Consider the following 12,236-nt stretch of genomic DNA (forward strand, 5'->3'; position numbering starts at 1 on the left):
GATGTTAGTATCACATAGACAAACAATACCCAGCACTCAGCCTTACTTTAGCGCGCTAGCGGCAACCTTCGCGTTAACCAGTTCATCGTAAGGTATCGGTTGTGCAGAGAGGTTGCCATCACTGATGCCGTGAAGCCAACGCTCACATGACGGACGGTCGATCTCTGGAGACGTCCACATACCCCACTCTCGATACGCGTTCACCAACCCAATCAAATCATCCAATTCATTGGCGGGAAACAGTTTAGCCAGTAAGTCGCTCATCTCTTCAGCCGAGTGTTCATTGACGAACTTCATTCCTCTCGCGAGAGCGCGACTAAATTTGATTTGCAATGCCTCATCGTCGCCCAGTGTTTCGGGCGTGCAGTAATAAACACTCCATGGGATCGGGCCACCACTTTGGCTTAAGTGAGTCACTATCACGTTGCTGGTTTCACGGGAGAGTTTGAGGGCTGAAATCGGGTCAATCATCAAATAATCCCCTAATCCTCCGACATACAGCTCTTTCATCATGGTGCCAGTTAAACAACGGGCAACCTTAACCGTAGCTGGATCAATACCGTGTTCTTTCAATAGCACGTCTAAAAACATGCCCGGGCTCGCACCGTTACCACCTGGGACTAAAATCGTTTTGCCGACTAAGTCCTCAAATTTGAACTCAGCTTGTTTGCGGCCAACAATGGTCAGCGGGCAACGAGCGGCAAGCTGGGCGAATGGCACCAACGTTTTACCATTTCCGTGATACATCGCAGGAACCCAAATTCCGCCCAATGCATAGTTGGAGCTGCTTTGCTCAATTTCTGTGATCACTTTGTCCCACGGGCTCGGTACGATGGCGTTGAGCTCAATGCCTTCTTCTGCAAAATAGCCGTTTTCTAGAGCCAGATATTCCGGCAAATAGTTAAGGCTATGACCGGTCGCTGCGACTTGAATTTTTTCCATAAAATCCTCTGGCAATAATGCCGATATAACTCAGTACTTAACAAATTCAGGTTGAACAGATGCATTCAGTTAAGTACTGAGGGAATGAATGATTAACTTGTGAACATTACGCTTTGATACGAATTGTTTCGATTGGCGTGTGGCAATTCAGGTTTTCATACCCATCTTCAGTAACGGCATAACTGTTACCGATATTGGCACCTGATTCTTGTGGTGCGAGCCATTGAGGATGCAGAACAAACGTTAAGCCAGGACGGCAAATATCAGTATTGTGCGATGTCAGATTAAATTTATCTGGGTTGCCATGCATACCAACGCTGTGGCCAACATTCGGGTTATGAGGCCCAGCAACCACTGGATAGACATGCATCAGTTTGCGCCCCGTAGCTTCAAAATCAACATCTGGTACGTATTGTTGTGGTATTTCTACTGCGGAGAGGTCATCGTTGGGCGCCCAGTTATAAGGCATCGTCGCGGTAACATCATCTTTAACGTACCCTTGTTCAACGTAGGCCGAAAAAGCGGCTTTATTGATATCGCAGGCACGAGCTCCTGGACGAATCGCTTTTTCTGCACGTCTTAACGCTTCGGTACACACTTCTAGTGTTTGCTCTTGCTTATCGGTAATGTCACCCACCGCAATCATGCGCGCCATTTGTGCCGAGTAACCACGGAACGCAATACCCGAAACGTAGAAGTTGATCAGATCGCCAGACACAATGCGATGGCCGTAGGGCTTACCACAATGAGTACCGTATTGATTCACACCAATTTGATACGCATCGGCGTTTTCACCACCGCGTGCAAGTTGGGCAAAGCTAAATGCGGCGTACAATTCAAAATCCGTCACACCCGGTTTGCAAGCATGAACAGCCGCTTCAAAGCCGATATCCATTAATTGCGCTGACGCGCGAATTTGATCAACTTCGTTCTTTGAGCGAATGCGTTGCATGTTAAGGATAACGTGTGTCATCTCTTTGTATGTCGCTTTCGGTAGCAGGCTTTGAATGCCATGCCAGTGTTTAACGGATGATGAATCACCAATCAAACCGATATTTGCTGTGCTATAGCCTAGGTGAGAGAGTGTCTTGACCACACCTTCAACCAATTGACGTCCCGAGTCGCCCTGACGGCCTGAATATTCACGGCCCAAAGCCCCAACCTGATACATTTTTTCTACCCCAATCGCTTCACCTAATGACGGTGGTAGCAAGACTGACTGAGTATAAAAAGAATATAACTGAAGCCCTTTGCTGCTGTCGGTCGGGATGATTAAAATCCCTTCACGCATCCAGTCACACAAGTAGCGTAAATATTTATTGGTGGTATTGAAACCACTGGCACCATTGGCGTTAACAATAGTGACATCCAGTTCAGCAATCATCGCTTCGCGGCGGATTTGCTCAACACGGGAATAAAATTCGGCTTCAGGAATGGCCTTTGGCGGCACAAACTCAAAACTGGGTTCAAACCCTTGTAATAGCTTTTCAAACTGACTAGTCGCCATCTCTTTAATACTCCTTAAGGTATGACTTCCTTTATTTATAATTGGCTGCTTTACATCTCATCCAATTGTTGATGCTGGTTGTAGGACTCTGCGAGTCTGCTGCGCTCATTTGGCCCCGCACGTTCAAACGCTGAATTTAGTAGCTGGTGATTCAAGGCCATCACCGAGGTGTGATCATCAAGCGGACCCGCGTTATCGCAACAACAGCGAATGTGCCAGGTAACATCTTGGTTAAACGCTAAGTGGTCATCACTAATCAACAATATTTCAGCGCCGGTTCCGATACATTGGCTCAGCAATTGACGCCATATCGTTGGGCGACGGCGTAAGCCATACAGCACAATCAGGTCCTGGTCGTTAATGGCACTAAGAAACTCACCCAAACCGCCATCACCGGTGTTCACTAAGCGAGCTTCGTCATTGAGTTGGTATAGCTGAGTTTGAAAATATGCGGCTAAAGCTTGGCTCGCTCTGAAACCAAAAACCCATACTCGTCGAGAATTAAGCATTTTATCTGAGATAGCATTAACGCGTGATTCTCCAAGCTGTTTAAACGTCTCGGTGATATTACTTCCGTATAGGATGGAAGGGTCGCCACCCTCCTCACCGCTCAATACGGCCTTTCGCTCAGCTTGAAATAAGGGAACACCGGACTTACGTTCTTCTCTCACCTGACGCCTTGCTTCATCAAAATTCTGGTAACCAATATGACGAATAAAGCGAGATACGGTGGCATTCGAGACGCCAGCTAAAGAAGCCAATTCAGACGCAGAATAACTGGCTAATTCGCCTGGAAAATCCAAAATGAAGCCTGCAAGCTGCTTCTCAACAGGATGCAATGAAGGAAACGCTTCTTTGACTCGAGAGATAAACGATTCTTTCACTGCTTTTGGTTTACTCGTATCAGACATATTTACACCCAAACTCAATTGCCTCTTTTGTTTTAAGCCTGTCTTACTCGCTCGCTGACACTGTCATCCAACTCATAAAGCTTTCCCGCTGGACTCTCGATACGCTCCCCCGTTTGTTCGTCAAACCAGTAGCAATCTTGTGCGTCGTAACTGAATGAGCCTTGCTGACCAATCTCGACATTCACATTTCCCGGAACGCGAATAAAGATCGTGTCTTTCTCGATCAAGCTTTCCTCGTCGTCTTCATCAACATCTAGGCCTACGTTCAGACCAACCACTGTCTCTGCGCCCAGTTTTTCTACCGCGACGACATGACCTTTGATTAAACCTTCTAGCCCTTCCGCCAGAATCATTTTCTCAGGGCGTACGCCAATAATGGCTTTGCTAGCGTCTGGCAATGCACCGGGGTGCTCCCAGCTTTCGCGTCCTGAAGCGTTCAGTTCGTTACCTTCAATATCGACGGTGAAGAGGTTCATTGCTGGTGAGCCAATAAAGCGCGCGACAAAGGTATTTCGAGGATCATTGTAGATATTTTCTGGCGTATCGACTTGCTGAATTTCGCCCTGATTCATTATGATAATGCGCGTTGCCATCGTCATGGCCTCAACCTGATCGTGGGTCACATACACAAAGGTTTTCTTCACTTTTTTATGTAGTGCTGAAATTTCAGAACGCATTTGAGTTCGCAGCTTGGCATCAAGGTTTGATAGCGGCTCATCGAGTAGGTAAATCGATGGGTCACGCACCAAGGAACGTGCGAGTGCAACCCGTTGACGTTGACCACCCGAAAGTGCCGCAGGACGTCTGTCAAGAAGCGGAGTTAGCTCGAGCTGCTCTGCGATTTTGTCCGTGGCTTGTACGATGGAGGCATCGTTCATTAAAGACCAACGTTTTAGGGTGTTGATCATTGGCAGGTGATGCCACCAGTTAAATCGATTCATCATTAACGGGAAGGCAATGTTTTCACGTACCGTTAAATGGGGATACAGCGCGTACGTTTGGAACACAAACGCAATACCGCGCTCTTTGGGTGACCAGTCGTTGGCGACTTGATCATCAATCAGAAAGTCACCGCCCGAGATATCAGACAAGCCAGCAATCATGCGAAGTAGCGTTGATTTACCACAGCCCGACGGCCCTAATAGCACCAAGAATTCACGGTCACTGACTTCTGCATTAAATTCACGAATGACAGTGTGGTCGCCAAAAGACTTAGATAGATTACGAAAATTAAGTTTAGGCATGATTACCCCTTAACTGAGCCAGCGGTCAAGCCAGCGACAATTCTGCGTTGAATAATTAAGAAAAAGACAATGGCTGGAATACTGAAAATCAGCGCCGCCGTCATCACAGTGGAGAGTGGTGTGTCGTATTGACCAATAAATGAAGCCAAACCCACACTCGCAGGCCACATGTCATCATCGTTAATAAATGTTGAAGCGAACAGGAATTCATTCCATCCGGAGAAGAAAGAAATCACGGCCGCTGCGGACAAGCTCGGCGCTATCAAAGGCAAAATGATGGTAGAAAAAATGCCATAACGTGGGCAGTTATCAACCGCAGCCGACTCTTCAATTTCGTACGGTACTTGATCGATCGCCCCTTTGATAATGAAGGCCGAGACCGGAAGAGCAAAGCCTACGTTGGCCAGAATGAGACCAAACATGCTATTGAGTAACCCCATGGTAATAAACATGGAGTAAAGTGGAACCACCAATAAGGCTTCAGGCACAACTTGAGTGGTAAAAAGTAAGAAGCCAATTAAGCCTTTACCGTGGAATTTAAGTCGGCTCAGTGCATAACCAAGTAGTGCTCCCAAGACCAAGCTCAGCACTGTAGTACCCGCTGCAATAAAGAAAGTGTTAAACAGCCAATGCATCACAGGCACACTACTCAACGACCCAATCGTCGCCGGAAGGTTACCTAGCTGCAGCCAAAAACTCTGCCCTTCATTGTAGAGTTGGGCTTCTGCTGACAACCCAGTATTAAGCATCCAATAGATTGGAAATCCACTAAACACCAGCAAAATAGCGATGAGCACGTAGCGTAATAACGCAGGGGTTTTTCTTAACAACATAGTTATTTCCTTGCTTGACGACGTTCAACATATTGGTGGAAGGCAGCGACCAACATCGCCAGTACTAGCCCGACAACACCGTAAGCACTGGCTGTGCCCAGTTCATAATCACGGAACGCGATTTGCTTTAGCTGAACAACCAAGGTACCTGTACTATCAAGAGGGCCGCCACCGGTAAGCAAGTAAATCAAATCGTAACGACGAATAGACCAAACAGTAATCAACAGTGCAACCAACTGCACCGCTGGGCGAATATGCGGCCAAGTCACGTTGCGGTAGACGTTAAGAGCGTCAGCCCCATCAATGCGAGCCGCTTCTCTCACCTCGTCGGGAACAGATTGCAGGGCAGCAAGAACCACCAGCATCACAAAAGGTACGGCTTGCCAAACGGTCACCGTCACGATCGATGTCATCGCCATGTCTGCACTAGTCAACCAAGGCTGAGCATCAAAACCCAGCATGCCGGCGATTTCGTTAAATACACCTGAACGCTCGTTGTACATCCACAGCCAAATTAGAGCGGCAGCGACACTCGGTACTGCCCACCCAAACAACAGGATAGCGCGAACAATGGCGCGTCCAGGAAAAGGACGGTTAATCGCCAGCGCAGCAACGACACCTAACGCGACACTAAACACCACTGACAGCAGTGAATAAACAACGGTGACTCTGACTGTTTTAAAGAAGGTCGGGTCCTGGAACAGGAGTTCATAGTTCCCTAAACCAATGAACTTGCCGCCTGATGGATTGGTTAACATCGCTGATGTCAAACTCATATACATCTCTTTGATGAGCGGCCAGTACATAAACACTGCCAAATAAATCATCGGTAGAGCGATGAAATAATAAGGCAGAAGGGACGCCCGCGACTTGCGCGAGCGTTGAGTTAGTATTGCTTCCATGAGGACTCTCTTAATCGATAGGACTCTGGTTTAGTATTTCAATGAAATGCGTTTTTGCGCGTAAGCAAGCGCTTCTTCAGGATCTTCACCAGCAACAATGACTTTTTCGACTGCGCCCATCACGGTACGCATGATGGCTGGCGTTTCGTTTTCGTATCCAGGAATCAAAGTACTGCGAGAGTGTTTACCTGCTTCAGCAAACGCCGCTGCCCATGGGTTTGCAGCCAGAAACTCTTGAGTAACAGGAACATCGGTCGCCAATGCATCAGGGCCAGATGCTTGACGCATCGCGTTCTGAGCATCTGCTGACACTAACCATTTTAGGAATTTAATCGCTTCTGCTTTGTGCTCGCTTTTCGCATTAAGAGCGATAAATAACTGCTGGTGAGCACCAGGTTGAGGGAATGGCAGCAATGCACCGGCAAGGTTCTTGGAATCCAACTCGCCACCGTTAGCAATATTCAACGTACCGCCACTATTATCAATACTGAACGCCACTTGGTTTTGCTTAAAGCGAGTGCGCTGAGTCGGCATGTCATCACCCTTTGGAATGATGTCCGCATCGTACAATTTCTTGAACGCTTTGACGGCTTTAACGGCTTCTGGAGTATTGATCGTCAACTCTCCGTCCTCGTTAACCCAGTTAACACCGTAGCCAAACGCCCAGTTTTGGAAATCCATAGACCAAGAGCCAACATCAGCCATACGGTGGCGGGCTGTAAAGCCAATCACATCTGACTTATCATGAACCGCCTTTGCAGACGCGATGAGTTCATCAACAGTGGTTGGTGCTGACACGCCAGCGTCATCCGTTAACGTTTTGTTGTAGATTAATGCATAAGGCGCACGTTGCCATGCAATGCCCAAACGCTCACCATCAATAACACCATTCTCATTCGTTACATTCAGGTTATCGACACCTTCTACCGCTTCGCTAATATCGGTTAGAAAGCCCGCATTGGCGGCAGAATAAAAAAGTCCTTCTTGCAAAATCAATAAATCTGCACCCTGACCACCGGCCAGCTGTGTCATCATTTTTGTATACATTTCTGATGACGAAATCATTTCACGTTCAAGGGTAACCGTTGGATCCGTTGCCTCGAACTTTTTCACCGCTCCCCATAAAGACTCGCCACGTAGCGCATCTAACCATTGTGAGTTAAGGATAGTTAAGGTCGCTTCATTATCATCCGCCATTGCGGTTGACTGGAAGCCCGCTAAGCTCGCAACCAATAAGCTTGATTTCACAGCAGTGGATAAATAACTACGTAATCGTTTTTTCATGAGAGTTCCCTCAATATTCAATTCAATCCATATTCAGTGCAAAGTTGCACTCTTTTGCCTAATAAACAGCACCAAGTTCGTTTTGGTTAACGTGCTGTTTCCGGCTTTCTCCTAACATAACAACATCAAGTAAAATATTTTTCTTGGTGCGCACTTCATGAAAAGCACTTTTCATGCCACAAGTTTGTATACAATGAATACAAGGATTTAACGCAATTGCATAAACAAAAAAGAAGCGAATTGTGCACTCAAATGTTGCAATACGATCAACTTTGGTGAGGTAAAACCACCCAATTAGGTGAACGAATCGAGCATAAAAAGGAGGGAGGTTGGTGGGCAATCAACATCGCTATTTTAAACCTAGCGGTTAATTACAAAGTATGAAGTCTCTAACAGAAGATAAAAAAGGGACTCGCTAAGCGAGTCCCTTTTTTAATGATGTAATGATAAAAGTAATTTAATGTCGATGATTTGAGTCTTTCGGCTCAGTATCGATATGCAGCACAGGCTCAGCCTCAATATCATGCGCATTCATCATCGCAGAGATGCGCTGAACCGTGGACAAGATCTGGGTCTGCTCCCATCGGTCAAGATCGTAAAAACGTTGGATAAAACTATCTTGTAGTGGGAGTGGCGCTGTACTAAGCATAAGCAGGCCTTTATCGGTAAGGTTCGCGTGGACAATACGTCGGTCTCTCTGACTGCGCACTCGTTCAACCAGTTCTCGCTTTTCTAATCGATCAATGATGCTTGTCGCCGTCGCCTGGCTCATATTGGTTTCAATGGACAACTGCTTGATTGTCACATCACCAAGGTCACGGATAGCACGCATCAATATCAGTTGAGGACCGGTCAAACCCAAATCCTTGTTCAACTTTCTTGAGTGCAAATCCACGGCACGAATTATTTGACGAAGCGCTACCAGCACCTCTTCATGAGCATCCAATGTCATCTCCCTTTACCTTTATCTTTGTTGCCGATAGGTCATCAATGACCTATCGGCCTAGTCGCTTATTTCGCGGCTTTTTTCGCTTCTGCAATCCAACCATCAAATTGCTCTTGGTGAGCTTTGATCCAGCCTTCTGCGTGCGCTTCAATGTCTGCTGATGAGTTGTGTCCTTGGCTCATCATCATGTTTTCCGCACTCACATCGTTAATGTCCAGTTTCATGATGGAGAACAATTTAGCGGCAGCAGGGTTTTCTTCAGCAAATTTCTTGTTCGCGACAATCTTCATGCTGTTCATTTGGAAACCGTAGTTTTTGCCATTTGGTAACGTCGTATCAATATCGCTACGATCACCAGGCAACGACGAGAATGGAACCTCTAGCCAAACCACATCTTTACCCGGAACCAATACGCCACTAACCCAATATGGTGTCCAAGTGTAGTAAAGAATTGGGTCGCCTTTTTTGTAGCGCGAAATGGTATCGGCAATGATTGCCGCGTAGTTACCTTGGTTGTGTTCAACCGTATCACGCAGCTTAAATGCATCCAGTTGGTGCTCGACCACGCCTTCACAACCCCAACCAGGGTTACAACCGGTGAGATCCGCTTTACCGTCGCCATCAGCATCAAACAGCTTAGCCAGTTTCGGGTCTTTTAATTGACCAATATTGGTGATGCCATATTCTTCGGCCGTTTTCTTGTCAATCAAGTAACCTTGAGCCGCACCGCTGATGTAATCACCTTCGCGGAAGAACTTGTCATCACCGCCTGCTTTCGCATATTTGTCATCGTGTAGCGGCACCCAACCAACAGCAAGGTAAGTCGCGTCACCCTCTGCAACCGAGGTGTAACCTACGTTATAATCCACTTCTTTCGTTGGTTGTACGTCATAACCCAACGCTTCCATTGCTTTATTCACAATCAGAGTCTGAAAGGTTTCTTCTGCTACCGTCGACTGTACAGGAATAACAGAGATGCCTTCACCTGGCAGTGTTTCCGCATTAACAGAGCTACCAAATGCAGCAGTCGCGATAAGGCTTGTCGAAAGCACTTTCTTCCATGAGAGATCCATTAATTTTCTCCTAGTTTTTTGTTAAGTTCTTTGGTTTCAGTTTTTGACTTTAAGCGCAGGATGAAAGAAACCGGACCTGTTTCATACCAACGCGTCTTTGTATCTCGAGATTCTGCGCCAATCGCTTGGGTGATGCGGTCAAGTAAAATAGCCAAAATGACAATCCCCAAACCACCGACCGCGGCTAGCCCCATATCTAAACGTCCAATACCTCGCAGTACCATTTGGCCTAAACCACCAACCGCAATCATCGATGCAATCACCACCATTGATAGTGACAACATCAGAGTTTGGTTAACACCCGCCATAATGGTCGGCATTGCCAACGGCAGCTGGATGCGATACAGCATTTGTTTTGGACTGGCACCAAAGGAGTGACCAGCTTCAATTAACTCTTCAGGGACTTGCTGAATACCTAAAATCGTCAAACGAACAACAGGCGGAAGCGCGAATATAATGGTGACCACTACGCCCGGAACGTTACCGATACCAAACAACATAACGATCGGTACTAAGTACACAAATGCCGGCGTTGTCTGCATCGCGTCGAGTATCGGTCGAATAATTTTCGCTGCGGTGTCGCTCCTTGCCAGCCATATGCCAAGCGGTAAGCCTATCAATAAACAGAAAAACACCGAGGTCATCACCAATGCCAGCGTCGTCATTGATTCGCTCCAAGCACCAATTAAGCCGACGACAATCAGAGATACCAATGATGATACGCCCAGTTTCGGCCCTGCAAATTGCCAAACCAGTAGAAACAAAATCAGCAACATAATTGGCGCGGGTGTTGAGGTTAGCGCGGTATCAAATGACGTAAGTATGAAGTCAATCGGAACGCGAATCGCTTGGAAAATTGGACGACCATGTGCTACCAACCAATTCAAAGCCGTTTCTACCCAGCTATCAAAAGGGATTAACGCATCGTGAAATGGATGCAACCAATCAAACTGATGCTGCTCTACAGGCACACTACTTAGCCAATCGGTGTTAGAAGCTGCCTGGCCTGCGGCATCACTGGCGCCAGCACTTGAACCCCAAGGGTCTGAACTTTGAGTCGTGGTGGTCGCGGCTTGGCCCCATGGATCATTCGAGGCGGCATTCGCACTATTTTCTGTCGACATAATTATTCCCTATCTAAAGTCTGTAACAGGCGTGATTTGGTGATCACACCGTAATAATTCCGTTCTTCATCAACCACAGGTATCGAGTATGGGTTGTTCGCTACCGGACCAATCAGATCACTCACCGTATCGTTTGGCGACAAACTAACGGTATCTTCGAGAATGGCACTGGCTAGTGAGCCTTTTTGTTGATGAGCAGCTTTAAGGGAGTCGAGAGAAACGATACCCGAGTATTTGTTGGCTTTATCGACGACCACGCCATACTCACGATCGTTTTCCAATAGGATTTGCATCGCCGATGCGGGACCATCGTTATCAGACTTTTTAAACACCGCCGCAGGTTTTTTACGTGCGATATCTTTGGCTGAGATAACCGTTGCCACGTTGACGCCGCGGAAGAATGAACGCACATATTCATTAGCAGGTTGATGAAGTATTTCATCAGGCGTCCCCACCTGAACCACAACACCGTCTTGCATAATGGCGATGCGATCACCGATACGCATCGCTTCGTCTAAATCGTGAGAGATAAACACGATGGTGCGTCGATCATCGTTTTGTAAACGAATTAGCTCGTCTTGCATTTCGGTCCGAATTAATGGGTCAAGCGCTGAAAATGCTTCATCCATAAGCAAAATATCTGGGTCGCACGCCAACGCGCGAGCGAGACCAACTCGCTGCTTCATCCCACCTGAGAGTTCATCTGGGTAAGAATATGCATTGCTATCTAGGCCTACACGTTCAAGTGCAGCTAAAGCCAATTTGTTGCGTTGCTCAAGTTCCATACCCGCAAGCTCAAGGCCAAAAGCCGCATTTTCAATGACCGTCATATGAGGCATCAAAGCGAAATTTTGGAACACCATAGAAATGTTGTTACGACGAACTTCACGCAGCTCTTGCTCTGAAATGTGCGCAATATCTTTGTCACGCAATAGCACATGGCCACGAGTCGGTTCGATTAATCGATTGAGCAGGCGAACGAGGGTCGATTTTCCGGATCCGGATAACCCCATAATGACAAATATTTCGCCTTCATTGATGGTTAGAGAAACATCTTTCACCCCGACGGTGAGCGAGGTTTCCTCAAAAATTTGGTCTTTATCTTTCCCTTGTTCAATTAAGGGAAATGCCTCTTCGGGCTTCTCACCAAAGACCTTATACAGGTTTTTAACTTCGAGTATGGTCGACATCCATTTATATCCTTGAGCAAAATCCACATGCTCTGTTATTTACACATGAAAACAATAGAACCCTAACCTTTATTTAAGCGCTTTTCAAATAAAAAACATCATAAAAAATCAGGATTTAACCATAAATTATTGATTTTTATTAAATTAAATAATGACAAAAATCTCTAAATATAGTTTCGGATACTAAATATTCGCCCATTCTCATTATGTTGCAGAATTCCATCTCCTTTAAACTCATTGGCGCAAAGCAATAAAAACTACGTTCAATTTTTACCCAAAA

Annotated in this window: 11 protein-coding genes; all 11 read right to left on the reverse strand. The window is 46.5% G+C overall.

Features of this window, described 5'->3' with window-relative positions:
• Nucleotides 1–42: 42 nt before the first annotated feature.
• Nucleotides 43–942 (reverse strand): ABC transporter substrate-binding protein, encoded by a 900-nt coding sequence (locus M1D72_RS06735; protein WP_456295018.1) that lies wholly within the window; start codon nucleotides 940–942, stop codon nucleotides 43–45.
• A 106-nt stretch (nucleotides 943–1,048) separates the two neighbouring features.
• Nucleotides 1,049–2,449, reverse strand: coding sequence for a M24 family metallopeptidase (locus tag M1D72_RS06740; protein WP_456295019.1), 1,401 nt, complete (start codon nucleotides 2,447–2,449; stop codon nucleotides 1,049–1,051).
• 50 nt (nucleotides 2,450–2,499) lie between these two features.
• The gene (locus tag M1D72_RS06745) at nucleotides 2,500–3,360 is read right to left on the reverse strand and encodes a MurR/RpiR family transcriptional regulator (protein ID WP_390192361.1); all 861 of its coding nucleotides are present in this window, start codon (nucleotides 3,358–3,360) and stop codon (nucleotides 2,500–2,502) included.
• A gap of 32 nt (nucleotides 3,361–3,392) precedes the next feature.
• Nucleotides 3,393–4,604 (reverse strand): ABC transporter ATP-binding protein, encoded by a 1,212-nt coding sequence (locus M1D72_RS06750; protein ID WP_456295020.1) that lies wholly within the window; start codon nucleotides 4,602–4,604, stop codon nucleotides 3,393–3,395.
• 2 nt (nucleotides 4,605–4,606) lie between these two features.
• Nucleotides 4,607–5,437 (reverse strand): carbohydrate ABC transporter permease, encoded by an 831-nt coding sequence (locus M1D72_RS06755; protein ID WP_456295021.1) that lies wholly within the window; start codon nucleotides 5,435–5,437, stop codon nucleotides 4,607–4,609.
• A 2-nt stretch (nucleotides 5,438–5,439) separates the two neighbouring features.
• On the reverse strand, nucleotides 5,440–6,339 hold the full coding sequence (locus tag M1D72_RS06760; RefSeq protein ID WP_390192367.1) for a carbohydrate ABC transporter permease: 900 nt from the start codon (nucleotides 6,337–6,339) through the stop codon (nucleotides 5,440–5,442).
• 30 nt (nucleotides 6,340–6,369) lie between these two features.
• Nucleotides 6,370–7,623 carry an ABC transporter substrate-binding protein gene (locus M1D72_RS06765; RefSeq protein WP_456295022.1) on the reverse strand — a complete coding sequence of 418 codons (1,254 nt, stop codon included), beginning with the start codon at nucleotides 7,621–7,623 and terminating at the stop codon, nucleotides 6,370–6,372.
• A gap of 457 nt (nucleotides 7,624–8,080) precedes the next feature.
• On the reverse strand, nucleotides 8,081–8,569 hold the full coding sequence (locus M1D72_RS06770) for a MarR family winged helix-turn-helix transcriptional regulator (RefSeq protein WP_390193276.1): 489 nt from the start codon (nucleotides 8,567–8,569) through the stop codon (nucleotides 8,081–8,083).
• Nucleotides 8,570–8,634: 65 nt separating this feature from the next.
• Nucleotides 8,635–9,642, reverse strand: a complete 1,008-nt coding sequence (proX, locus tag M1D72_RS06775) for a glycine betaine/L-proline ABC transporter substrate-binding protein ProX (protein ID WP_390192372.1) — start codon at nucleotides 9,640–9,642, stop codon at nucleotides 8,635–8,637.
• On the reverse strand, nucleotides 9,642–10,766 hold the full coding sequence (proW, locus tag M1D72_RS06780) for a glycine betaine/L-proline ABC transporter permease ProW (RefSeq protein WP_456295023.1): 1,125 nt from the start codon (nucleotides 10,764–10,766) through the stop codon (nucleotides 9,642–9,644). Before proW ends, proX begins: the two co-directional genes overlap by 1 nt.
• Nucleotides 10,767–10,768: 2 nt before the next feature.
• Nucleotides 10,769–11,956 carry a glycine betaine/L-proline ABC transporter ATP-binding protein ProV gene (gene proV / locus M1D72_RS06785; protein ID WP_456295024.1) on the reverse strand — a complete coding sequence of 396 codons (1,188 nt, stop codon included), beginning with the start codon at nucleotides 11,954–11,956 and terminating at the stop codon, nucleotides 10,769–10,771.
• Between the last annotated feature and the right edge of the window lie 280 nt (nucleotides 11,957–12,236).

It is taken from the genome of Vibrio sp. AK197 (assembly GCF_053903115.1).

What these genes read in the sequence shown, in the direction of transcription:
- M1D72_RS06750 (WP_456295020.1), bottom strand. Translation starts at nt 4,604, where the DNA reads ATGCCTAAACTTAATTTTCGTAATCTATCTAAGTCTTTTGGCGACCAC.
- proW (WP_456295023.1), bottom strand. Translation starts at nt 10,766, where the DNA reads ATGTCGACAGAAAATAGTGCGAATGCCGCCTCGAATGATCCATGGGGC.
- M1D72_RS06745 (WP_390192361.1), bottom strand. Translation starts at nt 3,360, where the DNA reads ATGTCTGATACGAGTAAACCAAAAGCAGTGAAAGAATCGTTTATCTCT.
- M1D72_RS06740 (WP_456295019.1), bottom strand. Translation starts at nt 2,449, where the DNA reads ATGGCGACTAGTCAGTTTGAAAAGCTATTACAAGGGTTTGAACCCAGT.
- M1D72_RS06765 (WP_456295022.1), bottom strand. Translation starts at nt 7,623, where the DNA reads ATGAAAAAACGATTACGTAGTTATTTATCCACTGCTGTGAAATCAAGC.
- proX (WP_390192372.1), bottom strand. Translation starts at nt 9,642, where the DNA reads ATGGATCTCTCATGGAAGAAAGTGCTTTCGACAAGCCTTATCGCGACT.
- M1D72_RS06735 (WP_456295018.1), bottom strand. Translation starts at nt 942, where the DNA reads ATGGAAAAAATTCAAGTCGCAGCGACCGGTCATAGCCTTAACTATTTG.
- proV (WP_456295024.1), bottom strand. Translation starts at nt 11,956, where the DNA reads ATGTCGACCATACTCGAAGTTAAAAACCTGTATAAGGTCTTTGGTGAG.
- M1D72_RS06755 (WP_456295021.1), bottom strand. Translation starts at nt 5,437, where the DNA reads ATGTTGTTAAGAAAAACCCCTGCGTTATTACGCTACGTGCTCATCGCT.
- M1D72_RS06760 (WP_390192367.1), bottom strand. Translation starts at nt 6,339, where the DNA reads ATGGAAGCAATACTAACTCAACGCTCGCGCAAGTCGCGGGCGTCCCTT.